The organism is Rhodococcus pyridinivorans, from assembly GCF_900105195.1.
Classification (GTDB): Bacteria; Actinomycetota; Actinomycetes; order Mycobacteriales; family Mycobacteriaceae; genus Rhodococcus; species Rhodococcus pyridinivorans.
Window position 1 is genome coordinate 2,587,963 of sequence record NZ_FNRX01000002.1, and the last position, 24,617, is coordinate 2,612,579.

At 68.4% G+C, this 24,617-nt stretch carries 25 protein-coding genes; 22 read left to right on the top strand and 3 right to left on the bottom strand.

What is annotated here, in order from left to right:
• Positions 1-18: 18 nt before the first annotated feature.
• The 6 genes from trpB to BLV31_RS12415 all read left to right on the top strand — a co-directional run bounded on the left by trpB (position 19) and on the right by BLV31_RS12415 (position 6,512).
• Positions 19-1,281, top strand: a complete 1,263-nt coding sequence (gene trpB, locus BLV31_RS12390; protein WP_064062088.1) for a tryptophan synthase subunit beta — start codon at positions 19-21, stop codon at positions 1,279-1,281.
• The gene (trpA, locus tag BLV31_RS12395) at positions 1,278-2,081 is read left to right on the top strand and encodes a tryptophan synthase subunit alpha (protein WP_006554059.1); all 804 of its coding nucleotides are present in this window, start codon (positions 1,278-1,280) and stop codon (positions 2,079-2,081) included. Before trpB ends, trpA begins: the two co-directional genes overlap by 4 nt.
• Positions 2,078-3,115 carry a prolipoprotein diacylglyceryl transferase gene (gene lgt / locus BLV31_RS12400; protein WP_064062089.1) on the top strand — a complete coding sequence of 346 codons (1,038 nt, stop codon included), beginning with the start codon at positions 2,078-2,080 and terminating at the stop codon, positions 3,113-3,115. Before trpA ends, lgt begins: the two co-directional genes overlap by 4 nt.
• Positions 3,112-4,092: a TM2 domain-containing protein gene (locus tag BLV31_RS12405; RefSeq protein WP_072740438.1), complete on the top strand. Its 981-nt coding sequence runs from the start codon at positions 3,112-3,114 to the stop codon at positions 4,090-4,092. Before lgt ends, BLV31_RS12405 begins: the two co-directional genes overlap by 4 nt.
• A gap of 117 nt (positions 4,093-4,209) precedes the next feature.
• Entirely contained in the window at positions 4,210-5,631 is a 1,422-nt protein-coding gene (gene pyk / locus BLV31_RS12410) for a pyruvate kinase (RefSeq protein ID WP_006554056.1), read from the top strand.
• Positions 5,628-6,512 carry an acyl-CoA thioesterase II gene (locus tag BLV31_RS12415; RefSeq protein WP_006554055.1) on the top strand — a complete coding sequence of 295 codons (885 nt, stop codon included), beginning with the start codon at positions 5,628-5,630 and terminating at the stop codon, positions 6,510-6,512. The genes pyk and BLV31_RS12415 overlap by 4 nt, the downstream gene beginning before the upstream one ends.
• Here BLV31_RS12415 and BLV31_RS12420 read toward each other — a convergent pair.
• Both BLV31_RS12420 and BLV31_RS12425 read right to left on the bottom strand, forming a co-directional pair.
• Positions 6,479-6,976 carry a MarR family winged helix-turn-helix transcriptional regulator gene (locus BLV31_RS12420; protein WP_024101204.1) on the bottom strand — a complete coding sequence of 166 codons (498 nt, stop codon included), beginning with the start codon at positions 6,974-6,976 and terminating at the stop codon, positions 6,479-6,481. The genes BLV31_RS12415 and BLV31_RS12420 overlap by 34 nt on opposite strands.
• Positions 6,973-7,590 carry a DJ-1/PfpI family protein gene (locus tag BLV31_RS12425; RefSeq protein WP_019289699.1) on the bottom strand — a complete coding sequence of 206 codons (618 nt, stop codon included), beginning with the start codon at positions 7,588-7,590 and terminating at the stop codon, positions 6,973-6,975. The genes BLV31_RS12420 and BLV31_RS12425 overlap by 4 nt, the downstream gene beginning before the upstream one ends.
• Before the next feature lie 351 nt (positions 7,591-7,941).
• On the opposite strand from BLV31_RS12425, the gene BLV31_RS12430 reads away from it, so the two are divergent.
• From BLV31_RS12430 to BLV31_RS12445, 4 genes are all read left to right on the top strand, one after another.
• Entirely contained in the window at positions 7,942-8,970 is a 1,029-nt protein-coding gene (locus BLV31_RS12430) for an isopenicillin N synthase family dioxygenase (protein ID WP_064062003.1), read from the top strand.
• A 61-nt stretch (positions 8,971-9,031) separates the two neighbouring features.
• Positions 9,032-9,868, top strand: coding sequence for a MetQ/NlpA family ABC transporter substrate-binding protein (locus BLV31_RS12435; RefSeq protein WP_019289697.1), 837 nt, complete (start codon positions 9,032-9,034; stop codon positions 9,866-9,868).
• Positions 9,868-10,887 (top strand): methionine ABC transporter ATP-binding protein, encoded by a 1,020-nt coding sequence (locus BLV31_RS12440; RefSeq protein WP_006554050.1) that lies wholly within the window; start codon positions 9,868-9,870, stop codon positions 10,885-10,887. Before BLV31_RS12435 ends, BLV31_RS12440 begins: the two co-directional genes overlap by 1 nt.
• Before the next feature lie 13 nt (positions 10,888-10,900).
• Positions 10,901-11,569: a methionine ABC transporter permease gene (locus BLV31_RS12445; RefSeq protein WP_006554049.1), complete on the top strand. Its 669-nt coding sequence runs from the start codon at positions 10,901-10,903 to the stop codon at positions 11,567-11,569.
• Between the two features lie 36 nt (positions 11,570-11,605).
• On the opposite strand, the gene BLV31_RS12450 is transcribed toward BLV31_RS12445, so the two are convergent.
• Positions 11,606-12,637 (bottom strand): iron-siderophore ABC transporter substrate-binding protein, encoded by a 1,032-nt coding sequence (locus BLV31_RS12450; RefSeq protein ID WP_064061990.1) that lies wholly within the window; start codon positions 12,635-12,637, stop codon positions 11,606-11,608.
• Positions 12,638-12,971: 334 nt separating this feature from the next.
• Between BLV31_RS12450 and BLV31_RS12455 the strand changes: the two genes are divergently transcribed.
• The 12 genes from BLV31_RS12455 to nuoK all read left to right on the top strand — a co-directional run bounded on the left by BLV31_RS12455 (position 12,972) and on the right by nuoK (position 24,575).
• Positions 12,972-13,220 (top strand): hypothetical protein, encoded by a 249-nt coding sequence (locus BLV31_RS12455; RefSeq protein ID WP_231412743.1) that lies wholly within the window; start codon positions 12,972-12,974, stop codon positions 13,218-13,220.
• Positions 13,221-13,300: 80 nt separating this feature from the next.
• The gene (locus tag BLV31_RS12460; RefSeq protein WP_081263534.1) at positions 13,301-13,705 is read left to right on the top strand and encodes a PleD family two-component system response regulator; all 405 of its coding nucleotides are present in this window, start codon (positions 13,301-13,303) and stop codon (positions 13,703-13,705) included.
• A gap of 259 nt (positions 13,706-13,964) precedes the next feature.
• On the top strand, positions 13,965-14,324 hold the full coding sequence (locus BLV31_RS12465) for an NADH-quinone oxidoreductase subunit A (RefSeq protein ID WP_064061992.1): 360 nt from the start codon (positions 13,965-13,967) through the stop codon (positions 14,322-14,324).
• Positions 14,325-14,425: 101 nt separating this feature from the next.
• Positions 14,426-14,980: a NuoB/complex I 20 kDa subunit family protein gene (locus BLV31_RS12470; protein WP_006554043.1), complete on the top strand. Its 555-nt coding sequence runs from the start codon at positions 14,426-14,428 to the stop codon at positions 14,978-14,980.
• Positions 14,977-15,693, top strand: a complete 717-nt coding sequence (locus BLV31_RS12475) for an NADH-quinone oxidoreductase subunit C (RefSeq protein ID WP_006554042.1) — start codon at positions 14,977-14,979, stop codon at positions 15,691-15,693. The genes BLV31_RS12470 and BLV31_RS12475 overlap by 4 nt, the downstream gene beginning before the upstream one ends.
• Complete coding sequence (locus BLV31_RS12480; RefSeq protein WP_006554041.1) at positions 15,690-16,994, top strand: NADH-quinone oxidoreductase subunit D; 1,305 nt, start codon at positions 15,690-15,692, stop codon at positions 16,992-16,994. Before BLV31_RS12475 ends, BLV31_RS12480 begins: the two co-directional genes overlap by 4 nt.
• The gene (gene nuoF / locus BLV31_RS12485; RefSeq protein WP_072740440.1) at positions 16,991-19,177 is read left to right on the top strand and encodes an NADH-quinone oxidoreductase subunit NuoF; all 2,187 of its coding nucleotides are present in this window, start codon (positions 16,991-16,993) and stop codon (positions 19,175-19,177) included. Before BLV31_RS12480 ends, nuoF begins: the two co-directional genes overlap by 4 nt.
• Positions 19,174-21,645 (top strand): NADH-quinone oxidoreductase subunit G, encoded by a 2,472-nt coding sequence (locus tag BLV31_RS12490; protein ID WP_064061993.1) that lies wholly within the window; start codon positions 19,174-19,176, stop codon positions 21,643-21,645. Before nuoF ends, BLV31_RS12490 begins: the two co-directional genes overlap by 4 nt.
• Entirely contained in the window at positions 21,642-22,943 is a 1,302-nt protein-coding gene (nuoH, locus tag BLV31_RS12495; protein ID WP_064061994.1) for an NADH-quinone oxidoreductase subunit NuoH, read from the top strand. The genes BLV31_RS12490 and nuoH overlap by 4 nt, the downstream gene beginning before the upstream one ends.
• A complete protein-coding gene (gene nuoI / locus BLV31_RS12500; protein ID WP_064061995.1) occupies positions 22,943-23,488 on the top strand; it encodes an NADH-quinone oxidoreductase subunit NuoI in 546 nt (181 codons plus the stop codon). The genes nuoH and nuoI overlap by 1 nt, the downstream gene beginning before the upstream one ends.
• Positions 23,485-24,279: an NADH-quinone oxidoreductase subunit J gene (locus tag BLV31_RS12505; RefSeq protein WP_072740441.1), complete on the top strand. Its 795-nt coding sequence runs from the start codon at positions 23,485-23,487 to the stop codon at positions 24,277-24,279. Before nuoI ends, BLV31_RS12505 begins: the two co-directional genes overlap by 4 nt.
• Positions 24,276-24,575 carry an NADH-quinone oxidoreductase subunit NuoK gene (gene nuoK / locus BLV31_RS12510; protein WP_016935375.1) on the top strand — a complete coding sequence of 100 codons (300 nt, stop codon included), beginning with the start codon at positions 24,276-24,278 and terminating at the stop codon, positions 24,573-24,575. Before BLV31_RS12505 ends, nuoK begins: the two co-directional genes overlap by 4 nt.
• Positions 24,576-24,617 lie beyond the last annotated feature (42 nt).

Consider the following 24,617-nt stretch of genomic DNA (forward strand, 5'->3'; position numbering starts at 1 on the left):
GGCCGAGGGCTTCCCTCGATGAGCGAAGCTCTCGCCACTCCGACCGCGCACGAACCCGACGTCCGCGGCCATTTCGGAGTCTTCGGTGGCCGCTATGTGCCCGAGGCGCTCATGGCGGTGATCGAGGAGGTCACCGCTGCCTACGAGAAGGAGCGCGTCGATCCCGGCTTCCTGGCCGAACTCGACCGCCTGCAGCGCGACTACACCGGCCGCCCGTCCCCGGTCTACGAGGCCACCCGCCTGAGCGAACACGCCGGCGGAGCGCGCATCTTCCTCAAGCGCGAGGATCTCAACCACACCGGCTCGCACAAGATCAACAACGTGCTCGGGCAGGTGCTGCTCGCCAAGCGCATGGGCAAGACCCGCGTGATCGCCGAGACCGGCGCCGGCCAGCACGGCGTCGCCACCGCCACCGCATGCGCGCTGCTCGGTCTCGAATGCCGCGTCTACATGGGCGAGGTCGACACCGAACGGCAGGCCCTCAACGTCGCGCGCATGCGTCTGCTCGGCTCCGAGGTCATCGCCGCCAAGACCGGCTCGCGCACCCTCAAGGACGCGATCAACGAGGCGATGCGCGACTGGGTCACCAACGCCGACAACACCTACTACTGCTTCGGCACCGCCGCCGGCCCGCACCCCTTCCCGGCGATGGTCCGCGACTTCCAGCGCATCATCGGCCTCGAGGCCCGCGCACAGATCCGCGAACTCACCGGTCGCCTGCCCGACGCCGTCGTCGCCTGCGTCGGCGGCGGATCGAACGCGATCGGCATCTTCCACCCGTTCATCGACGACCCGTCCGTCAAGCTCGTCGGCTGCGAGGCCGGGGGAGACGGGGTGGAGACCGGACGGCACGCCGCCACCATCGGCGGCGGCACTCACGGTGCCCTGCACGGCGCGTTCTCGTACCTGTTGCAGAACGAGGACGGCCAGACCATCGAATCGCATTCGATCTCCGCCGGTCTCGACTATCCCGGCGTCGGCCCCGAACACGCCTGGCTCGCCGACACCGGCCGGGCCGAGTACCGCGCCGTCACCGACAGTGAGGCCATGGAGGCCTTCGCGTTGCTGTGCCGCACCGAGGGCATCATCCCCGCTATCGAGTCGGCCCACGCCGTCGCCGGTGCCGTCGAACTCGGCCCCGAACTCGGCATGGGCGCCATCGTCCTGGTCAACCTCTCCGGCCGCGGGGACAAGGACGTCGACACCGCCGCCAAGTGGTTCGGTTACCTGCCGACCGACGAGTCCGCCGACCGGACCGGCCCCGAAGGAGCAGCCCAGTGAGCGCCCCGCACGAACGCCTGACCGAGATCTTCGCGACCTGCCGCGCCGAGAACCGCGCCGCACTGGTCGGTTACCTGCCGGTCGGCTATCCCACCGTCGAGCGCTCCGTCGAGGCGATGAAGACGCTCGTCGAGGGCGGCTGCGATCTCATCGAGGTCGGCATCCCCTACAGCGACCCGGTCATGGACGGCACCACCATCCAGAACGCGGCGTTCGAAGCGATCGCCAACGGCGTCCGGGTCCGCGACGTCTTCCCGGCCGTCGAGGCGATCACCGCCGCCGGCGGCGCCGCGGTCGTGATGACCTACTGGAACCTCGTGCTCAAGTACGGCGTCGAGAACTTCGCGCGCGACCTCGCGGCCGCGGGTGGACTCGGCATCATCACGCCCGACCTCGTCCCGGACGAGGCGGAAGAATGGATCGCCGCGGCCGACAAGTACGGACTCGGCAGGATCTTCCTGGTCGCACCGTCGTCGACCAACGAGCGCCTCGCGACCACCCTCGACAAGTGCCGCGGCTTCGTCTACGCCACCTCGACCATGGGTGTCACCGGCGCCCGCGACAGCGTCGACAACCGCGCGCCGGAGATCGTCGCCCGGGTGCGCACGCACTCCGACATCCCGGTCGGTGTCGGTCTCGGTGTGCGCAACGGTGCCCAGGCCGCGGAGATCGCGGGCTACGCCGACGGCGTGATCGTCGGTTCGGCGCTGGTCTCCGCCGTCGCCGAAGGGCCCGACGCGTTGCTCGCACTGACTCGGGATCTCGCGAAGGGCGTTCGCTCCGCTAACGTGCACTCGTGACATCCACTGCGTCTGTTCTGGCCTATCTGCCGAGTCCGCCGCAGGGCGTCTGGTATCTCGGACCGTTCGCCCTCCGCGCCTACGCCCTGTGCATCATCGTCGGGATCGTCGTGGCGATCTGGTGGGGCGACCGCCGCTGGGTCGCACGCGGCGGACAGGCCGGCACCGTCCTCGACATCGCCGTGTGGGCGGTGCCCTTCGGTCTGATCGGTGGGCGGCTCTACCACGTGGCCACCGACTGGCAGAAGTACTTCGGAGACGGCAACGACCCGGTCGACGCCCTGAAGATCTGGGAGGGCGGCCTCGGCATCTGGGGTGCGGTCGCTTTCGGTGCGCTCGGTGCGTGGATCGGGTGCCGTCGGCGGGGGATCCCGCTGCCGGCCTTCGGGGACGCCCTCGCCCCGGCGATCCTGCTGGCGCAGGCCATCGGACGCCTCGGCAACTGGTTCAACCAGGAACTCTACGGTCGCGAGACCACGGTGGCGTGGGGACTCGAGATCTACGAACGGCGCAACGACGCAGGTCAGGTCGCGCCCGGGCTGGTCGACGGCGTGTCCACCGGCGAGGTGGCCTTCGTCGTGCACCCGACCTTCCTCTACGAGCTGCTGTGGAACCTCGCCGTCGTGCTGCTGTTGGTGTTCGTCGACCGAAAGTTCACGATCGGTCACGGACGCCTGTTCGCCCTCTACGTCGCCGGGTACTGCGCGGGCCGGTTCTGGATCGAGCTGATGCGCACCGATGCGGCGACCCAGATCGCCGGTATCCGGATCAACTCGTTCACCTCGGGCATCGTATTCGTGCTTGCGGTCGCCTACTTCGTCCTCGCACGTAAGGGCCGCGAGGACCCTGCGACGCTGAATCCGGTCGCCGGGAACGCGGACGCAGAGCCGGCCGCACAGGACGAGGGCGGGGCGGCCGCAGACGAGGCCGCGCCCACTTCGGAGTCGGCGGATGCGGAGTCGGACAGCTCGTCGTCCGCCGCCGGTAGAGTCGACGAAGCGACGTCCGGAGACAGCAAAGGGGATCACCCGTGACCAGACAGGACCCGGAAGCTTCGGGAGCATCCGATTCGGAGCCTGCCAAGCCGGAGCCCGACAAGACGGAGCCTGCCCAGCCCGACCTGACGAAGCGGAGCGAGTCCGCCTCCGGCGCCGACACGCCGGAGCGGTCCTCGGAGAGCGAGCACACCCCGCCGCCCGATCTCGGACGCGCGTTCGACTACGACGCCACCGCGCAGGCCTCGTTGTCCGCTCAACCGCCCACACTCGACTCCCTCGGTGGCGCCACCGGCACTCCGGGACCGGGATGGGACACCTACTCGGGTGTCGGCAACGGACCGGGCTGGGGGACCACGCCCAGCTACCCGCCGCCGGCCGAGCACGAGTCCGACTATCCGTCCCCGGGCGACTACCCCTACGGCGAGCATCAGGGCCGGCCCGAGACCGGCACCGGACCGGTCTACGGGACACCCGACCCGCACTACCCGATCGGGTCCCCGCAGCAGGACCCGTCGCAGGGCCGGTACACCGGTCCGCAGGGAACGCAGCAGCCGGGTTACGGTCCGCCTCCGCAGGGCGGGCAGGGTTACGGTCCGCCTCCGCAGGGCGGGCAGGGTTACGGTCCGCCTCCGCAGGGCGGGCAGGGTTACGGTCCGCCTCCGCAGAGCGGACAGGGATACGGTCCGCCGCCCGGCTACGGGGTGATGCCCGCCTACGGCTACCCCGACCCGTCGAACCCGTACGGTCACGACGCCGCAGCGCCCTTCGGACGCGATCCCTACACCGGCGAGCCGTACTCCGACAAGAGCAAGGTCACCGCAGGTGTGCTGGGGATCCTGCTCGGCGCCTTCGGTGCCGGACGCTTCTACCTCGACCAGCCGGGCACGGCGGTCGCGCAGATCGCCGTCACGTGGCTCACCTGCGGTATCGGGGGCATCTGGCCGCTGATCGACGGCATCCTCATGCTCACCGGCAAGGTCCGCGACAAGAACGGACGCCAGCTCCGTCCGTGACATCCCGACGTCTCCGTCGCCTGTGACATCCCGACGTCTCCGTCCCATCGGCACCCCGGCGACACGCACCGGGGTGCTGGGATGGAGGGTCGCAGGCTCGGAGGCTAGGCTCGAAGCGTGACCCGACGCACCAAGATCGTTTGCACTATGGGGCCGGCCACCGCCGACCCCGATGTCCTGCGGAATCTCGTCGACGCCGGAATGGACGTCGCCCGCCTGAATTTCAGCCACGGTGAACACGCCGACCACGAGGGCCACTACAACCGGGTCCGCGCTGCGTCGGAGGCCTCCGGGCACGCCGTCGGTATCCTCGCCGATCTCCAGGGGCCGAAGATCCGGCTCGGACGATTCGCCGAGGACCGCACCGTGTGGGAACACGGTGAAGTGGTCCGCATCACCGTCGACGACGTGGTCGGAGACCACGACCGCGTCTCGACCACCTACAAGGAACTCGCCCAGGACGCCGTCGCCGGCGACCGGTTGCTCGTCGACGACGGCAAGGTCGGTCTCGTCGTCGAGGCGGTCGAGGGCAACGACGTCGTCTGTCGCGTCATCGAGGGCGGACCCGTCAGCAACAACAAGGGTGTCTCCCTGCCGGGGATGAACGTCTCCGTTCCGGCCATGTCGGAGAAGGACATCGAGGATCTCGAGTTCGCACTGCGCCTCGGTGTCGACTTCATCGCCCTGTCGTTCGTGCGGTCGCCGGCCGACGTCGAACTCGTTCACGAGGTCATGGACCGTGTCGGGCGGCACGTGCCGGTGATCGCCAAGCTCGAGAAGCCCGAGGCCGTCGAGAATCTCGAGGCCGTGGTCCTCGCCTTCGACGCGGTCATGGTGGCGCGCGGCGACCTCGGCGTCGAACTTCCGCTCGAGCAAGTACCGCTCGTGCAGAAGCGCGCGATCCAGATAGCACGTGAGAACGCCAAGCCCGTCATCGTCGCGACGCAGATGCTCGAATCGATGATCGAGAACTCGCGTCCCACTCGAGCCGAGGCCTCCGACGTGGCCAACGCCGTGCTCGACGGCACCGACGCCGTGATGCTCTCGGGTGAGACCTCCGTCGGCAAGTTCCCCGTCGAAACGGTCCGCACGATGGCGCGCATTATTGCCGCCGTCGAGTCGGATTCGACGGAAGTGCCTGCGCTGACGCACGTTCCGCGCACCAAGCGCGGTGTCATCTCGTACGCCGCCCGCGACATCGGCGAGCGTCTCGACGCCAAGGCGCTCGTCGCGTTCACCCAGTCGGGCGACACCGTGCGACGACTCGCGCGGTTGCACACCCCGCTGCCGCTGCTCGCGTTCACGCCCGTCCCGCACATCCGCAACCAGCTGGCGCTGACGTGGGGCACCGAGACCTTCTCGGTCGAGCCGGTCGACACCACCGACCAGATGGTCGAACAGGTCGACGCGGCGTTGCTGTCGCTGGGCCGGTACCAGCGCGGCGACCTCGTGGTGATCGTCGCCGGAGCGCCTCCGGGACGCTCGGGTTCGACCAACCTCATCCACGTGCACCGGTTGGGTGAGAAAGACACCCGGTGACACTGTCGGACACAACGGATCTCGACGTTCTCCTCGGCCTCCTCGATCTGGAGCAGGTCGAGGAGAACGTCTTCCGTGGTGGTCATCCCGAGCAGGTCGGCAGCCGCACCTTCGGCGGTCAGCTCGTCGCGCAGGCGCTCATTGCGGCCGGACGCACCGTGGGTGATCGTCCTGTGCACGCGATCAACGCCCATTTCATCCGGGGCGGCGACGTCAAGCGGCCCATCGACTACCACGTCGTCACCCACCGGGACGGCCGCGACTTCGCGAACCGGATGGTCACCGCCTACCAGGACGACCAGGAACTGTTCGTCATGCTCGCCGCCTTCCAGCGGTGGGGCAAAGGCCTCGAACACTCGGTGACCGTTCCCGATGTTCCCCTGCCCGAAGCGCTTCCGCCGATCGGCGAACGCCTGCGCGGCTTCGAGGAGCAGTTGCCGCATTTCGTCGGCGCGCTCAAGCCGATCGACATGCGGTACGCCAACGACCCCGCCTGGGTGTTGCGGGGAACGGGGGAGAAGCTCGGCCACAACCGCGTGTGGATGCGCGCCGACGGGCAACTGCCCGACGATCCGCTGCTCCACGTCGCCACGCTGGCCTACGCGTCCGACACGACCGTCCTCGATTCGATCCTCACCACGCACGGCCTGTCGTGGGGACTCGACCGGATCGTGGCGGCGACGGTCAACCATTCGATCTGGTTCCACCGTCCGCTCCGCTTCGACGAATGGCACCTGTACGCCACGGAATCCCCGGTAGCGGCCGGTTCCCGTGGTATGGCGACGGGACGCTACTTCACCATCGAGGGCGAACTCGTCGCGACCGTCGTGCAGGAAGGGCTCATCCGTCACTTCCCGCCGCGTCGTCCGTCGGGGAGCTGATCGGCCGATCGGTCGAGGGCGGCCGACAGCGCGCGCATGCCCTCCACGATCCGCGCCAGGTTCTCGGATCCGGTCTCCTCGCACAGTGCCCGCGCGGCGTCGGCGTGAGCGGGGCCGATGGCACGGATCGCGTCGCGACCGGCCGGTGTCATCGCGACGAGCTTGGCGCGACGGTGCGCCGGATTGGGCCGGTACTCCGCCAGGCCCTTGTCGACGAGGAGATCGGCGATGCGCTGCACGCTCTGCCGGGTGATGCCCATCTCGCGGGCGATCGCGGACACCGGCAGCGGAGCGGAGGAGACCGCGCCGAGGACCTGCCACCAGGCCGCGGTCAGGCCCACCGGACGCGCCAGGGTCTCGGCCAGCGCGAAGAACTGGCCGTTGAGCCGGAAGGCCGTCAGTGCGGCCGCGCTGAGCAGTTCGGCCTCCGCCGGGTGCTGCTCGGCCGCGTTCTGCTCCGTCACGAGCCGGAGGACATGAGCTCGTAGTAGCCGCGCGGGTCGCGCTCGCCGTAGAGGGCGTACCAGGCGTCGAGGACGCGCGGTTCGTACATGTCGAGCCGGGTGAAGATCGCGCGGGCGAAGTCGACCGGGGCGATGCCGCTCGCGGTGATGAGATCGCCGTCCGTGACCGCGGGTTCGTCCCGGTACAGATCGGCGCCACCGTATCCGACGCTCTGCAGGAATTCTGGAGCGTTGCTCGTGTGCGGCCGCTCGTCGAGCAGGCCGGCAGCCGCGAGCGCTCCGGTCGCGCCACAGATCGCGGCCACCGGAACGCCGGCGTCGAGGAATTGCCGGGTCTTGTCGACGAACGGGGCGTAGGCGTCGGTCGGCCAGATGTCGTTGCCCGCGAGGATCAGCATCGCGCTGTCCTCCGGCGTGATGTCTGCGAGCACGGCGTCGGGAAGGATGCGGAGTCCGCCCTTGGTCGTGACCGGTTCCGTCGTGGCTCCGACGGTACGGACGCGGTACCGGCCGGGGCTGCGCTGCCATTCGGGATCTGCGATATGTGGCGTGACGTATCCGATCTCCCAGTCCGCCAGGGTGTCGTACACGGCGACGTGAACTGTTTCGGTCATGACAGTATGCTGACAAAACGACAGCCTGCTGTCAATGGTGTCGCACTGCCGGTCGAGGATGATTTGCCGGGTGGTCCAGGCGGCGATTAGCCTTGATCAGGACCACGTCGTGGCGCCACTGTCGTCGAAGGTCGCACGCGACCTCATCGGAGGAGAACATGGGCAACACTCACGCGCAGACTGTGAGCACACGCGCTCGAAGCGCCGTGGCTCCTGCGTGTTGTCGTTGCCGCTGATCACCCCTGTCGGGGCTGCTCGCACTGCTCTCACGATTCCCCTGAGTCCGCTGTGACCGACGATCCGGCGGTGACCGGGAATTCCTCGCATCCGATGCGGTTCGAAAGGCACATCATGTCCGATTCGACAGTATTGCCCGTCATCGATCTGTCCGATCTCGACGGCGACGACACCACACGCAACGCCCTGCTCGATCGCCTCCGGGAGGCCACCCACGAGATCGGGTTCTTCCATCTCGCCGGTCACGGGATAGAGCCCGCGCTCGCCGACGGGCTCGTCGCGGCGGCACGCGAATTCTTCGCCCTCCCCGAGGCGGACAAGCTCGCGATCGAGAACATCCGCTCGCCCCACTTCCGCGGCTACACCCGTGTCGGTGGCGAACGCACCCAGGGCTATGTCGACTGGCGCGAACAACTCGACATCGGCCCGGAACGCGATGCCGTCGCCGAGGTCGACCCCGACCGCCCCTGGGAGGTGCTGCACGGCCCCAATCTGTGGCCCGAGCAGGTCCCCCGACTACGCGAACTGGCCCTGCGGTGGATCGACGAGGCCGGCAACGTCGGACGCCGACTGCTCGGTGCATGGGCCGAATCCCTCGGTGCCCCCGCCGATCACTTCGAGGACGCCTTCGCCGATCCCGACCCGCTGCTGAAGATCGCGCGGTATCCCGGGCACGACCGCTCGGTCACCGATCAAGGGGTCGGCAGCCACAAGGACGTCGGCGCGCTGACGTTGCTGTATCCCGAACCCGGCAGCACCGGCTTCCAGGTCGAACGCGACGGACGTTGGGTCGACATCGACCCGCTCCCAGGGCATTTCATCGTCAACATCGGAGAACTCCTCGAGGTCGCCACCGGCGGTTACCTCCAGGCGACCGTCCATCGTGTGCTGCCGCCCCCGGCGGGCACCGACCGGGTGTCGCTGCCCTTCTTCCTCAATCCCGGTCTCGACCGCGAACTCCCGGCGGTGGAGTTGCCCGCAGATCTGGCCGCGGCCGCCCGCGGCGTCGGCCCCGACGCACACGGCGGCACGCTGCACGCCGTCTACGGCCTCAACGCACTCAAGTCCCGCCTGCGGGCACATCCGAACGTGGCGGAGCGTTTTCACGCGGATCTCCTCGCCCGCTTCGCCGCACCCCGATAATCGATCTGTCCGTCCCCGTATTTCCAACGTCCCCGCATTCCCAACGGAAGGTATCCACCCGATGTCACTGCGTCGTATCGTCGTCGCGTCCGCCGCGCTCACCCTCGCTGCGGGTCTCGCGGCCTGCTCGTCGTCCGAAGGTGACGACACCACCCTCCGGATCTCGGCGTCGTCCACCCCGCACGTCGAGATCCTCGACCAGATCGTGAGCACCGGGGCGCTGGGCGACTACAAGCTCGACATCGTCGAGATCACCGGGGAGGTCGATCCCAACGAACTGCTCGAGGCCGGTGACGTCGACGCGAACTTCTTCCAGCACGAGCCCTACCTGACGGACTGGCAGAAGCAGAAGGGTATCGACGACCTCGTCGCCGTCGCCGACGTGCACCTCGAGCCCATCGGCCTCTACTCGAACAAGATCGCCTCGCTCGACGAGCTGAAGGACGGCGACACCGTCGCCGTGCCGCGCGACACCACCAACTACGCCCGCGCGCTGTACCTGCTCGAATCGGCCGGTCTGCTCGAGATGGACGTGCCCTTCGAGGAGGCCGACCTGTCGGTGGTCACCGAATCGAACATCACCGCCAACCCGAAGAACCTGAACCTCGTCAGCATCGAGCGTCCGCAGCTCGCCCGTCAGCTCGACGACGCGCAGATCACCGCCGCCGTGATCAACTCCAATTACGCGCTCGAAGCCGGCCTGAACCCGGCCGAGGACGCCATCGTCACCGAAGAGGTCGAGAACAACCCCTTCTCCAACCTGCTCGTCGTGCGGGCCGAGAACGAGAACGACCCGGCAGTGACCGCGCTGGCCGAGGCCCTCGAGTCGCCCGAGACGGCTGCCTGGATCGAGGAGACCTACTCCGGCGCCGTGCTGCCGGTCCACTCGACGAACTGATGATCGTCGTCGAGAACCTCGTCAAGACCTTCCCCGGAGCCGGGCGCTCCGGGGAGGTCGCGGCGTTGCGAGGGGTGTCGCTCGAGATCCCCGACGGCGAGATCTACGGCATCGTCGGCCCGTCCGGATCCGGCAAGTCCACCCTTCTGCGCTGTCTGAACCTGCTCGAGCGGCCTACCTCGGGACGGATCCTGCTCGGCGGGGACGACCTGTCGACCCTGTCCGGCGCGGAACTGCGAGCGGCGCGTCGCCGGATCGGGACGGTCTTCCAGCAGTTCAACCTACTGCACTCGCGCACCGTGATCCGGAACGTCGAATTCCCGCTCGAAGTGGCGGGGATCGACAAGGAACAGCGCCGCAAGCGGGCGCTCGAGCTGCTCGATCTCGTCGGCCTGGCCGGCAAGGGGGAGAGCTATCCCTCGCAGCTGTCCGGTGGACAGCAGCAGCGCGTGGGCATCGCCCGCGCACTCGCCGTCGAACCCGAGGTACTGCTGTGCGACGAGGCCACGAGCGCCCTGGACCCGGACACCACCGATCAGGTCCTCGATCTCGTCGCCGAGGTGAACAGACGACTGGGCGTCACGGTCGTGGTGATCACCCACGAACTCGGGGTGCTGCGCCGGATCTGCAGCTCGGCAGCTCGGCTCGCCGCCGGACAGGTGGTCGAGACGGGCCGGATCGTCGATCTCGTCGCCGATCCCGAGTCGGCGCTCGGGCATGCGCTCGTCCCGGTCGGCACCGACCCGTCGACGGGTTCGGGTGCCGACACGGCTCTGGTCACCGCGATCGGTGATGCCGCGCACGGACCGTGGCTCGCTGAGATGATCCGCGCGATCGACGCCGACATCGCTGTGGTCGGCGGCCGGGTCGAACAGGTCGGCAGCGTCACCGTGGGCCGGATGCGCCTTCGGTTCACGGCGGGTACCGATCGGGCACTCATCGAGGGGTTCGTGGCCGAACGCCCGTATCTGAGCCTGGCGTGGGGGACGGAAGCCGAATTGGAGGGACTCACGGAATGACGGTGCAGGCGCGATGAACAAACTGCAGTGGTACGACGCCTTCCCGGAGGTGTGGGAAGCCACCCTCGAGACGCTCTACATGGTTGCGGTGTCCTTCGTGCTCACCGTCGTCGGTGGTGTGCTGGTCGGAATCGTGTTGCAGTTGACGTCCCCGTCCGGACTGTGGCCGCGCAGGACGCTCAACACCGTCCTCGGCGTGATCGTCAACCTCTTCCGGTCGCTGCCCTTCCTCATCCTGCTGATCGCGCTGATCGGGTTCACCCGCTTCATCGTGGGTACCGCGATCGGGCCGACCGCGGCGATCGTGCCGTTGACCATCGGTGCCATCCCGTTCTTCGGCCGGATCGTCGAATCCGCTCTGCGGGAGGTGCCCCGGGGCCGGGTCGAGGCGGCCCAGGCGATGGGGGCCACCAACGGGCAGATCGTGCGCAAGGTGCTGCTGCCCGAAGCACTGTCCCCGCTGATCGCCGGTGCCACCCTCACCCTCGTGCTGCTGGTGGGCTATTCGGCCATGGCCGGTGTCATCGGTGGTGGCGGTCTCGGCGACTTCGCGATCGTCTACGGCTACCAGCGGTTCAACACGCCGGTGCTGTTGCTCGCGGTGGTCGTCCTCATCGTGATGGTGCAGATCATGCAGTCGATCGGTGATCTCATGGTCCGCAGGCTCGCGCACCGGCGGTGACGCCCGAGAGCCGGGCGCACCACCGGTGCGTCCGGCTCAGCGGTCGAGCTTCGCGATCGCCTCGTCGACGAGCGGGACGTAGCGGTCGATCGACCACGGCACGGTGAGCGGATTGATCATCGACGATCCCGTGACGAACGGCTGTTCCTCCGGCGCGACGAGCGAGCCGCGCCCGATCGCCGGAATTTGCTGGTAGACGGCCTGCGATTCGATCTCCGCGCGGTTCGCCGGGTCGGAATAGAACGTGAAGATCAGATCCGAGTCCTTCAGCAGTCCGGCGTTCTCGAGCCCGATGACCGCCGAGTCGGTGCCCTCGGTCTCCTCGAGCGTCTCCGCGACCGGGTCGACCGTCAGCCCGAGTCCGCGGACCATCGCCACGCGCTGCTCGTCGGGCATGAACACGCCCAGCGTGCTGGGGCCGGTGTTGTAGATATACGAGAACGTCACCCCGGCGTATTCGGGATGCTCCGCCGCGGTGCGTTCGAAGGTGTCGTCGATCTCCGTGATCAGATCCAGCGACTCGTCGTGCCTGCCGAGTGCGGTGCCGACGGTCTCGATCTGGTCCTGCCAGGTGATCGTCCAGGGCAGTTCGGGGTAGGCGACGGTCGGGGCGATCGCCGACAGCAGGTCGTACTGCTCCTGCGTGATGCCCGACCACGGCGCGAGGATGACGTCCGGGGCGAGTCGGGCGATCGCCTCGACGTCCACCTCGGCGCCACCGGTGAACTGCTCGGGCAGCGGCTCGCCGCGTTCGGTCAGTTCCTCGTGGATCCAGGGCAGATATCCGGTTTCGTCGCTGCCCCAGGGATATTCCTCCATCCCCACTGGGGTGACACCCAGTGCGATCGCCGTCTCGGCCGAACCCATCCCGAGCGTGACGACCCTTTCGGGCTGCGCGTCGATCTCGGCGGTGCCCAGTGCGTGCTCGATCGCGACGGGTTCGAAGTCGCCCGTCGGAGAACCGTTCGAGTTGTCGCCACTGCCGGACGAGCAGGCGGTGAGTGCGACGGCGGCGGCGAGCGCGACTACCGCGCGTGACCCGAGGCGGCGCGGGGACAGAAATTTCATGGATACCTCTCACTGATCGGACCGGTTCGAGAGGTGAGCCTAACCTTCTGAAGGGGATGACGGTTATCGGCAGATTTCCGGGCCGTCCGCAACTTCGTGATGTCCCACAAACAGATCACGAGACGGATGTCACATTTGATAGTATTCTGTTATCGAAACCGCTCACGCCCCGAGCGGGAAAGGGGACGGCCGCACTCGGCCACCGCGGGGGTTCGCTCATCACCGACGATTCGTCGACCGGGAACGATGAGTGGATGCGGGGGTACCGGATGCGTCGTTCCGGGGAGGAACGGAGATGCTCATGGTTGCATCCACGGATAAGAGGTCCGATTCGATGCCACGCTCGAACCGGCGGATTCTCGCGATCATCGCGCTCACGGGAATGCTCACGATCGGATTCCTGGCTGCGGTGTTCACCGCGTCGTATCTGATCGGTGCCGCATTCGCCATGCTCACCGGCGCATGCATCGTGCTGGCGCACCTGATGATCGCGCCCGCCTCGATCATCCACGACGACGAGACGGAGACGGCCATCCGTCCCGAGATCCGCGAGCGGTGGCATCCGCTCGGTAGCGGATCCTGAGCTCGTCCCGGCCCGCCGACGTCGCGGCACCGCCGCGACACGCGGGTTCCCCGGACGGGCGGGTGTGCTCGGTTAGCATCTTGCCCGTGACCGACTCGCTGCGCATCCTCGTCTACAGCGACGATGCGACCGTGCGGCAACAGGTTCGTGATGCCCTCGGTACCCGGCTGCACCCGGATCTGCCTCCACTCGACTACGTCGAGGTCGCGACACCGCCGGTCGTCGTCGAACGCATGCACGCCGGCGACATCGCCCTCGCCGTGCTCGACGGTGAGGCCGCCCCCGCGGGCGGCATGGGCCTCGCGAAACAACTCGAGGACGAACTCGACTCGTGCCCGCCGATCATCGTGTTGATCGCCCGGGCCGACGACGAATGGCTCGCCCGCTGGTCGGGCGCCGAGGTGGTGCTGCGTCATCCCGTCGACCCGATTCGGCTCGGCCGGCAGGTCCTCGCGCTGCTCACCCCTCGCTCCCGCCCCTCCTGACCCTTCCGACGCGCGACCGCCCGGCCGCGAACTCGTATGTGGGGCCGGAAAATCTACCCTCCTTCCCGTTGTCGAGCAGCCCGACACGCCGCCCCGAATCGAGGGCGTGAAATCGCGACAAGTCCGACGCGAACAGCACTAGTGTGTGCCGTGACTCACAACCCTGGGCCGGGACGGAACCGCCCGGTGCACGGCGGGGGTGGGTTCGCGGGCGACGAGCAGACCCGCGGCCGGATTCGCGCAAGCAACCGGAGGTCGCATGAACGCTTACGTACCGATCCTGGTACTCGGTGGCATCGCGCTTGCCTTCGCGGTCTTCTCCGTCGCGGTGGCGAGCCTCGCGGGCCCGAGCCGATACAACCGCGCCAAGCTCGATGCGTACGAGTGCGGCATCGACCCCACACCCCAGCCGGTGGGAGGTGGTCGCTTCCCGGTGAAGTACTACCTCACCGCGATGCTGTTCATCATCTTCGACATCGAGATCGTCTTCCTGTACCCGTGGGCGGTCCATTTCGACACGCTCGGCGTCTTCGGTCTGGCGGCGATGGCGCTGTTCATGTTCAACGTCTTCGTCGCCTACGCCTACGAGTGGAAACGAGGAGGCCTGACATGGGACTGACGACCCGCGTGTACGACGGGATGTCCTGCCAGCGAAGGGGTTACGAGAGCGGACGACAAACGACCGGGCGTCCGGTCCGATTCCGGGGAAGGTGACGGGCGATGGGCATCGAGGAGAAGGTCCCCAGCGGTTTTCTGCTCAGCACCGTCGAGACCCTGGCCGGTTTCGCGCGCAAGGGCTCCTTGTGGCCGGCGTCCTTCGGGCTCGCGTGCTGCGCCATCGAGATGATGGCCACCGCCGGTGGCCGCTACGACATCGCCCGCTTCGGTATGGAGGCCTTCCGGGCCTCCCCGCGACAGGCCGACGTCATGATCGTCGCCGGCCGAGTCAGCCAGAAGATGGCTCCCGCCCTGCGCCGCGTCTACGACCAGATGGTCGAACCGAAGTGGGTGCTCGCGATGGGCGTGTGCGCCTCGTCGGGCGGCATGTTCAACAACTACGCGATCGTTCAGGGGGTCGACCACGTCGTCCCCGTCGACATCTACCTTCCGGGCTGCCCGCCCCGGCCCGAGATGCTCCTGCACGCCATCCTCATGCTGCACGAGAAGATCGCGCAGATGCCACTGGGTGTGAACCGGGCCGAGGCGATCCGCGCCGCCGAGGAAGCGGCCCTGGCCCAACGTCCCCTCATCGAACTGACGGTGCCGCCGCGATGACCGATCTCGAACGGACAGGATCCGACCACGACGACCGCGCCGACGAGGTGATCGCCGTCCGACGCGGCATGTTCGGGGTGCGTGGATCCGGTGACACCAGCGGCTACGGCCGCCTCGTGCGCCGGGTGACGCTGCCCGGCAGCACCGAGCGACCCTACGGCGGGTACCTCGACGACCTCGTCGACACGCTCGAGGACGTCCTCGACGAGCGATCCGGCGACACCGGCGTCGGCTATGCCCAGGCGGTCGAGAAGGTCGTCGCGCACCGCCACCAGCTGACCGTCTTCGTCCGCCGCGAACATCTGCCGCTCGTGGCCCGCACCCTGCGCGACCATGCGGACCTCCGCTTCGAGCTGTGCCTCGGGGTCAGCGGGGTGCATTACCCGCAGGAGACGGGCCGCGAACTGCACGCGGTGTATCCGCTCGTCTCGATCACCCACAACCGTCGGATACGGCTCGAGGTCGCGATCCCCGACAGCGACCCGTACGTCCCCTCGCTCTACCGCACCTACCCGACGAACGACTGGCACGAGCGCGAGACCTACGACTTCTTCGGAATCGTCTTCGACGGGCACCCCGCGCTCACCCGCATCGAGATGCCCGACGACTGGCACGGACATCCCCAACGCAAGGACTACCCTCTCGGCGGCATCCCGGTGGAATACAAGGGCGCCCGGATCCCGCCACCCGACGAACGGAGGGCGTACACGTGACGAGCGAACCCGCGACCGAGACCGTCTTCGACGCCGTCGGACGCGACTGGGACGGCATCACCGCTGCCGTACGCGACAGCGGCGAGGACCACATCGTCGTCAACATGGGCCCCCAGCACCCATCCACCCACGGAGTGTTGCGCCTGATCCTCGAGATCGACGGCGAGACCGTCACGGAGGCCCGATGTGGAATCGGCTATCTGCACACCGGAATCGAGAAAAACCTCGAATTCCGCAACTGGACGCAGGGCGTCACCTTCGTCACTCGCATGGACTACCTCGCCCCGTTCCACAACGAGACGGCCTACTGCCTCGGCGTCGAGAAGCTGCTCGGCATCGAGGATCTCGTCCCCGAACGCGCGCAGGTCGTGCGGGTGATGCTCATGGAACTCAACCGCATCTCCTCGCACCTGGTGGCGCTGGCCACCGGTGGCATGGAACTCGGCGCGACCACCCCGATGCTGTTCGGTTTCCGCGAACGCGAACTGATCCTCGACGTCTTCGAGACGATCACCGGACTGCGGATGAACCACTCCTACATCCGGCCCGGCGGACTGTCCCAGGACTTGCCCGACGAAGCCGTGCCGATGATCCGCGACCTGCTCGCCCTCCTACCCGGCCGGCTCGCCGATCTCGAAGCCCTGTTCACCGACAACCCCATCTTCATCTCACGCACCCGCGACATCGGCTGCCTCGACCTCACCGGCTGCATGGCCCTCGGGATCACCGGACCGATCCTACGGTCCACCGGACTGCCCTACGACCTGCGCCGCGCCGAACCCTACTGCGGCTACGAGACCTACGAGTTCGACGTCGTCACCGCAGAGGGATCCGACTGCTACGCGCGCTATCTCGTCCGGATCGGGGAGATGCACGAATCGTTGAAGATCGTCGAACAGTGCCTCGACCGGCTCCGCCCCGGACCGGTGATGGTCCAGGACGGCAAGATCGCCTGGCCGTCGGAACTGCAGCTCGGACCGGACGGACTCGGCAACTCGCCCGACCACATCCGGCACATCATGGGCGAGTCGATGGAGGGTCTGATCCACCACTTCAAGCTCGTCACCGAAGGCATACGTGTCCCGGCGGGACAGGTCTACATCGGCGTCGAATCGCCACGCGGCGAACTCGGCGTCCACATGGTCAGCGACGGCGGCACACGCCCGTACCGCGTGCACTACCGCGACCCGTCGTTCACGAATCTGCAGGCCGTCGCGGCGATGTGCGAGGGCGGCATGGTCTCCGACGTGATCGCTGCCGTCGCCAGCATCGACCCGGTGATGGGGGGAGTGGACCGATGAGCACCGAATTCGTGCGGGCTGCGGGCGCGGAGACCACCGGCACCGCGGCCACGAGCGAGACCACCGCCGCCGTGCCGATGACCGAACCGGCCGGACGCGAACCCGTCCTCGTGCCGCTCGGGCCGCGACCCGACGAGGACACCTATCTCACCCCACCTGACGCACCGCGCCGCTATCCCGACGACGCGCGCGCCCGCCTCGACGCCGACGCCGACCGGATCATCGCGCGCTACCCGCAGCCACGATCAGCGCTGCTGCCGCTGCTGCACCTCGTGCAGGCGGAGGACGGTTACATCACGCCGGCCGGCATCGAGTTCTGCGCCCGGCGGCTCGGACTCACCGGCGCCGAGGTCGCCGCCGTCTCCACCTTCTACACCATGTACCGCCGCTCGCCGACCGGCCGCCACCACGTCGGAGTGTGCACGAACGCGTTGTGCGCGACGATGGGCGGCGACGAGATCTTCTCCGCGCTGTGCACCCGGCTCGGCATCGGACACGACGAGACCACCGCCGACGGCGCGATCACCCTCGAGCACATCGAATGCAACGCGGCGTGCGACTACGCCCCCGTGATGACCGTCGACTGGGAACTGTTCGACAACCGCACTATCGAGTCCGCGATCGAACTCGTCGACGACCTGCTCGCCGGCGGCACCCCCGCACCGACGCGCGGCGCCCCGCTGCGCAGCTTCCGCGACACCGCACGCCTGCTCGCGGGGATCCCCGACGACCGGCCCGGTGCGCTCGAGGCCGCCGGTACCGCCGGGCCGGCCTCCCTCGCCGGGCTCGAGGTCGCCCGCAAGCACGACATGCGGGCACCCGAACCGCCGGAGAATGACGAGGCCGTCGTCGCCGTCGGGAAATCACCGACAGGTCTGACCCCCGTACTCACCCGTTATTGGGCCGAGGAACAGGCGTGGACCCTCGACGCCTACCGGCGGCACGGTGGATACGAAGCCCTGCCCATCGCGCTCGGCATGGACCCGGATGCGGTCATCGTCGCAGTCAAGGATTCCGGGATCCGCGGTCGCGGCGGCGCCGGATTCTCCACGGGCACCAAGTGGTCGTTCATCCCGCAGGGCGACGACAAGCCGCACTATCTCGTCGTCAACGCCGACGAATCCGAACCGGGCACCTGCAAGGACATCCCGTTCATGCTGGCCACCCCGCATGCCCTCGTCGAAGGCGTGATCATCGCCGCCTACGCGATCCGCGCCCGGCACGCGTTCGTCTATCTCCGCGGCGAAGCCGTCCCGGTGCTGCGGCGCCTGCACGCGGCGGTCGCCGAGGCCTACGAGGCCGGTTGTCTCGGACGCGACATCCTCGGCTCCGGATACGACCTCGAACTCGTCGTCCACGCCGGTGCGGGCGCATACATCTGCGGTGAGGAGACGGCGCTGCTCGACTCCCTCGAGGGCCGCCGCGGCCAACCACGCCTGCGCCCGCCCTTTCCCGCCGTCGCCGGCCTGTACGCATGCCCGACCGTCGTCAACAACGTCGAATCCATCGCGAACGTCCCGCTCGTCATCCGCAACGGTGTGGACTGGTACCGCTCGATGGGCACCGAGAAATCACCGGGATTCGCGATGTTCTCGCTCTCCGGGCACGTCACCACCCCCGGCCAGTACGAGGCCCCGCTCGGCATCACCCTGCGCGAGCTGCTCGGCTACGCCGGGGGTGTGCGCGCCGGCCACCGGCTCAAGTTCTGGACACCCGGCGGTTCGTCGACCCCGATCTTCACCGACGAACACCTCGACGTCCCCCTGGACTACGAGAACGTCGCCGCCGCCGGGTCGATGCTCGGGACCCGGGCCCTGCAGATCTTCGACGAGACCACCTGCGTCGTCCGCACGGTGCTGCGCTGGACCGAGTTCTACGCGCACGAATCGTGCGGCAAGTGCACCCCCTGCCGCGAGGGCACCTGGTGGCTCGTGCAGATCCTCGAGCGGCTCGAACACGGCCGGGGCGCCGAAGCCGACCTGGAGAAGCTGCTCGACATCTCCGACAACATCCTCGGCCGGGCGTTCTGCGCGCTCGGGGACGGCGCGACCAGCCCGATCACGTCGTCGCTGAAGTACTTCCGCGACGAATACGTCGCCCACTTCGAGCACGGCGGCTGCCCGTTCGACCCGCACCTGTCGACGCTCGCCGCCGACGCCCCCGCGGAAGGAGGCGAGCGATGACCGCAGTGTCCGGTGCCGGTGCGGAGAAGTCCGAGACTACCGACCTCGTGAACGTCACCATCGACGACACCGAGATCGCCGTGCCCAAGGGCACTCTCGTGATCCGCGCCGCCGAACTGATCGGGGTCCAGATCCCGCGGTTCTGCGACCACCCGCTGCTCGAACCGGTCGGTGCGTGCCGCCAGTGCCTCGTCGAGGTCGAGGGCCAGCGCAAACCGCTCGCCTCGTGCACCTCCGTGGTCACCGACGGGATGGTCGTGCGCACCCAGTTCACCTCACCGGTGGCCGACAAGGCCCAGCGCGGCGTGATGGAACTGCTGCTCATCAACCATCCGCTCGACTGTCCGGTATGCGACAAGGGCGGCGAGTGCCCGCTGCAGAACCAGGCGATGTCCAACGGACGCGCCGAGTCCCGCTTCGAGGACACCAAACGCACCTACCCGAAACCCATCGCGATCTCCTCGCAGGTGCTCCTCGACCGCGAACGGTGCGTGCTGTGCGCGCGGTGCACCCGCTTCGCCGACCAGATCGCGGGCGACCGGTTCGTCGACATGCTCGACCGCGGGGCGCTGCAGCAGGTCGGTATCTACACCGAGGAACCGTTCGAGTCGTACTTCTCCGGCAACACCGTCCAGATCTGTCCGGTCGGCGCGCTCACCGGCGCCGCCTACCGGTTTCGCGCCCGCCCGTTCGATCTGGTCTCCACGCCGAGTGTGTGCGAACACTGCGCGAGCGGCTGCGCCCAGCGCACCGACCATCGTCGTGGAGCCGTGCTGCGCCGACTCGCCGGGGACGACCCCGCGGTCAACGAGGAATGGAACTGCGACAAGGGACGCTGGGCGTTCACCTACGCCACCGCCGACGACCGCCTCACCACGCCGCTCGTCCGCGACGACACCGGAGCGCTCGTTCCCGCATCGTGGATCGAGGCGCTCGGCGTCGCTGCGCGCGGGCTGGCGGCGGCGCACGGCAGAGCCGCAGTCCTCACCGGTGGCCGACTCACCGTCGAGGACGCCTACGCGTACGCGAAGTTCGCGCGAACGGCGCTCGGCACCAACGACATCGACTTCCGTAGCCGAGCCCTGTCGGAGGAGGAGACGGACTTCCTCGCCTCGAGGGTCGCCGGACGGCGTCTCGACGTCACCTACCTCGACCTCGACCGCGCGCCCGCGGTGCTCCTCGTCGGATTCGAGCCGGAGGAGGAGTCGCCGATCGTCTTTCTGCGGCTGCGCAAGGCGGTCCGGCGGAACAGGCTGCAGGTCTTCACGATCGCACCGTTCGCCTCGCGCAGCGTCCACAAGCTGTCGGGGCGGGTCGAACAGTGCGTCCCGGGCGACGAGGCACGCGCGCTCGACGCGATCCGCACCGGCGCATCCGCCGACGCCGCGGCCGCGCTCCGGGCTCCCGGTGCGATCGTGCTGGTGGGGGAGCGGGCAGCAGCCTCGCCCGGCACGCTGTCCGCCGCCGCCGTCCTCGCCGACGAGACCGGAGCCCGCCTCGCGTGGATCCCGCGCCGCGCCGGTGATCGCGGAGCTCTCGAAGCCGGCGCCTTCCCGACACTTCTCCCCGGCGGCCGTCCGGTCGGTGACCCGCAGGCCAGGCGCGACGTCGAGTCGGCGTGGGGCCTCCCGGCCGACACCCTGCCGACGGAACCGGGTCGCGACACCGTCGCCCTCCTCGCCGCCGCCGCCGAGGGTGACGTGGATGCGCTCGTGGTCGCCGGCATCGACCCCGCCGACCTGCCCGAACCCGATGCCGCACTCGCCGGTCTCGACGGCGCCGGATTCGTCGTGAGTCTGGAAGTGCGACACAGCGCGGTGACCGACCGCGCCGACGTCGTCTTCCCCGTCGCGCCGGTGGTGGAGAAGGCCGGGAGCTTCCTCGACTGGGAGGGACGCGAACGTGCCTTCCCGATCGCGCTCCGCGACACCGGAGCACTGCCCGACCACCGGGTGCTCGCGGCGATCGCCGACGCGATGGACCTCGGCGCCGGTCTCGACGATCCCGGCCCCCACGACGTCGAGACCCTGCGCCACGAACTCGCCGAGCTCGGACGATGGACGGGCACCGTCCCCGAGTCGCCGAAAGTGTCCCCGCGACCTGCGCGACGTCCCGTCCTCGGGGAAGCGGTCCTGGCCACCTGGCGGATGCTGCTCGACGCGGGCCGGTTGCAGGACGACGAACCGCACCTCGCCGGAACGGCGCACGAACCCGTCGCCCGGCTGTCGGCCGCGACAGCCGCGGAGATCGGTGCCGCCGAACATCATTCGCTCACCGTCTCCACCGAGCGCGGCTCGATCACTCTGCCGCTGGTGGTCGACGACCTGCCCGACCGCGTGGTCTGGCTGCCCACCGCCTCGCCGGGATCGATGGTGCACGTCGATCTCGGTGTCACCGCCGGTGATGTGGTGCGGATCCGGGCCGCCGCCACGACGGGTTCCGGATCGGACGAGGAGGATCCGCGATGAGCGTTATCGCCCAGCCCGTGGATCTGTCGATGTTCGGCATCGACCCGTGGTGGCTCGTCGTCGTCAAGGCCGTGGCGATCTTCGCGTTCCTCGTCCTGACGACGCTCGTGATGATCCTCGCCGAACGCAAGATCATGGCCCGGATGCAGATGCGGGTCGGACCCGACCGGGTGGGACCGAAGGGACTGTTCCAGACCGTCGCCGACGGCCTGAAGCTCGCCCTCAAGGAAGGCATCATCCCGACCGGGGTGGACAAGCCGATCTACATGCTCGCCCCGATCATCGCGACGGCCCCGGCGTTCATGGCGTTCGCGGTGATTCCCTTCGGGCCGGAGGTGTCGATCTTCGGGAACCGGACGCCGTTGCAGCTCACCGATCTTCCCGTCGCGGTGCTCTACGTCCTGGCGATCACCTCCGTCGGCGTCTACGGCATCGTGCTCGCCGGCTGGGCCTCGGGTTCGACCTATCCGCTGCTCGGTGGCCTCCGCTCGACCGCGCAGGTCATCTCCTACGAGATCGCGATGGGACTCGCGTTCGCCGCGGTCTTCCTGCAGGCGGGCACGATGTCGACCTCGGGCATCGTCGCCGCGCAGAACGACCTGTGGTTCGTCGTGCTGCTGCTGCCGTCCTTCCTGGTGTATTCGGTGTCGATGGTGGGGGAGACCAACCGCGCTCCCTTCGACCTGCCCGAGGCCGAGGGCGAACTGGTGGGCGGTTTCCACACCGAGTACTCGTCGCTGCGATTCGCGATGTTCATGCTCGCGGAGTACGTCAACATGGTCACCGTCTCCGCGCTCGCGACCACGCTGTTCCTCGGTGGCTGGCACGCGCCGTGGCCGCTGACGCTGTGGAGCGGCGCGAACTCGGGCTGGTGGCCGCTGCTGTGGTTCGTGATCAAGGTGTGGGTCGTGCTGTTCGTCTTCGTGTGGCTGCGCAGCACCCTGCCGCGACTGCGCTACGACCAGTTCATGGCCCTGGGTTGGAAACTGCTCATCCCCGTCTCGGTGGTGTGGGTGATGATCGTGGCCGCGCTGCGCATCCTCGACACCGACGACGTCCTGCCCGGCACCGCGAGCCTCATCGTCGCCGGGGTGCTGTCCACCGCCCTGTTGTTCGCCTACCTCACCCTGCAGGGGCGGCGGACCCGGCGCATCGCCCAGGCGACAGAACCACCCGCCGACGTCGACGCGGAATTCGACGCCATGGCCGGGGGCTTCCCCGTGCCGCCACTACCTGCTCGGTCGAGCACCCGATCGAGTCCGCCCGCCCCGGCGGGTCGTCTCCCAGGAGGATCGTGATGGTCGAATTCCGCGGCCCGCTCGCCGGTTTCGGTGTGACGCTCACGACGATGTTCAAGAAGCCCAACACCGAGCAGTATCCGGAGCAGAAGAGACCCACCGCACCCCGGTATCACGGACGCCACCAGCTCAACCGGTATCCGGACGGACTCGAGAAGTGCATCGGCTGCGAACTGTGCGCGTGGGCGTGCCCGGCCGACGCCATCCACGTCGAGGGCGCCGACAACACCGACGAGGAGCGGTACTCGCCCGGCGAACGGTACGGGCGCGTCTACCAGATCAACTACCTGCGGTGCATCGGCTGCGGACTGTGCATCGAGGCGTGCCCGACCCGCGCGCTGACGATGACGAACGAGTACGAGATGGCCGCCGACAACCGCACCGACATGATATACGAGAAGGACCGCCTGCTCGCCCCCCTCGAACCCGGAATGCAGCCACCTCCGCATCCCATGGCGCCCGGCGCCACCGACGAGGACTACTACCGGGGCACGATCCCCGTCCCGGAACACGCGTCCGCCGCCGACGGGGAGGAGAGCCGGTGACCACTCCCCTGCTCGCCGCCGAACTCACCACGACCTCCACCGGGGAGGCCGTGCAGTTCTGGATCCTCGGTGCCGTCGCGGTACTCGGGGCGCTCGGTGTCGTCGTCGCCCCGAAGGCCGTGTACTCGGCGCTGTTCCTCGCCATGACGATGATCGTGCTCGCCGTCTTCTACATCGCGCAGGACGCCGTGTTCCTCGGTGTGGTGCAGGTCGTGGTCTACACCGGCGCGGTCATGATGCTGTTCCTGTTCGTGCTCATGCTCGTCGGCATCGACTCGTCCGATTCCCTCGTCGAAACGATCAAGGGCCAGCGCGTTCTCGCGATCGTCGTGGCGATCGGATTCGCGGTGATGCTCATCGGCGGCATCGGGAACACCGCGGTCTCCGGCTTCGCGGGACTCGACGCCGCCAACGCCGGCGGCAACGTCGAGGCTATCGCGGTGCTGCTGTTCATCGACTACGTCTGGGCGTTCGAACTCACCGGAGCGCTGCTCATCACCGCCACCGTCGGGGCGATGGTGCTCGCCCACCGGGAACGTCTGCAGCCGAAGCAGACCCAACGCGAACTCGCCGCACGCCGGTTCCGAGAAGGAGAACGGGTCACTCCGCTGCCGGCTGCGGGTGTCTACGCCCGCCACAACGCCGCCGACGTTCCGGCCCTGCTCCCGGACGGCTCGTTCTCCGAACTGTCGGTCGGTGAGCTGCTCGGCCGCATCGGCCGCGACTGGGACCACACCGAGCTCGGCCTGCGCGAACCCGGCGGTGACGACGCGAGGAAGGATCGGCGATGAACCCTGAGAACTACCTCTACCTGTCCGCACTGCTGTTCACCATCGGCGCAGTGGGAGTTCTCGTCCGCCGCAACGCCATCGTCGTATTCATGTGCGTCGAACTGATGCTCAACGCCGCCAACCTGGCCTTCGTCACCTTCGCGCGGATGCACGGCAACCTCCACGGACAGGTGTTCGCCTTCTTCACGATGGTCGTCGCGGCCGCCGAGGTCGTCGTCGGTCTCGCCATCATCGTGACCATCTTCCGGACGAGGCGATCGGCCTCCGTCGACAACGCCGACCTGCTCAAGTACTGACGATTCCACGAGGACAGTGAGTGTGAGAGCTCACGACGAACC

Excerpts from the sequence above, each read along its gene's own strand:
- BLV31_RS12445 (WP_006554049.1), top strand. The coding sequence starts at position 10,901 with ATGAACAAACTGCAGTGGTACGACGCCTTCCCGGAGGTGTGGGAAGCC.
- BLV31_RS12425 (WP_019289699.1), bottom strand. The coding sequence starts at position 7,590 with ATGACCGAAACAGTTCACGTCGCCGTGTACGACACCCTGGCGGACTGG.
- BLV31_RS12450 (WP_064061990.1), bottom strand. The coding sequence starts at position 12,637 with ATGAAATTTCTGTCCCCGCGCCGCCTCGGGTCACGCGCGGTAGTCGCG.
- BLV31_RS12490 (WP_064061993.1), top strand. The coding sequence starts at position 19,174 with ATGACCGCAGTGTCCGGTGCCGGTGCGGAGAAGTCCGAGACTACCGAC.
- BLV31_RS12435 (WP_019289697.1), top strand. The coding sequence starts at position 9,032 with ATGTCACTGCGTCGTATCGTCGTCGCGTCCGCCGCGCTCACCCTCGCT.
- trpB (WP_064062088.1), top strand. The coding sequence starts at position 19 with ATGAGCGAAGCTCTCGCCACTCCGACCGCGCACGAACCCGACGTCCGC.
- nuoK (WP_016935375.1), top strand. The coding sequence starts at position 24,276 with ATGAACCCTGAGAACTACCTCTACCTGTCCGCACTGCTGTTCACCATC.
- BLV31_RS12455 (WP_231412743.1), top strand. The coding sequence starts at position 12,972 with ATGCCACGCTCGAACCGGCGGATTCTCGCGATCATCGCGCTCACGGGA.
- BLV31_RS12470 (WP_006554043.1), top strand. The coding sequence starts at position 14,426 with ATGGGCATCGAGGAGAAGGTCCCCAGCGGTTTTCTGCTCAGCACCGTC.
- nuoF (WP_072740440.1), top strand. The coding sequence starts at position 16,991 with ATGAGCACCGAATTCGTGCGGGCTGCGGGCGCGGAGACCACCGGCACC.
- BLV31_RS12465 (WP_064061992.1), top strand. The coding sequence starts at position 13,965 with ATGAACGCTTACGTACCGATCCTGGTACTCGGTGGCATCGCGCTTGCC.
- BLV31_RS12440 (WP_006554050.1), top strand. The coding sequence starts at position 9,868 with ATGATCGTCGTCGAGAACCTCGTCAAGACCTTCCCCGGAGCCGGGCGC.
- nuoH (WP_064061994.1), top strand. The coding sequence starts at position 21,642 with ATGAGCGTTATCGCCCAGCCCGTGGATCTGTCGATGTTCGGCATCGAC.
- BLV31_RS12475 (WP_006554042.1), top strand. The coding sequence starts at position 14,977 with ATGACCGATCTCGAACGGACAGGATCCGACCACGACGACCGCGCCGAC.
- BLV31_RS12430 (WP_064062003.1), top strand. The coding sequence starts at position 7,942 with ATGTCCGATTCGACAGTATTGCCCGTCATCGATCTGTCCGATCTCGAC.
- nuoI (WP_064061995.1), top strand. The coding sequence starts at position 22,943 with ATGGTCGAATTCCGCGGCCCGCTCGCCGGTTTCGGTGTGACGCTCACG.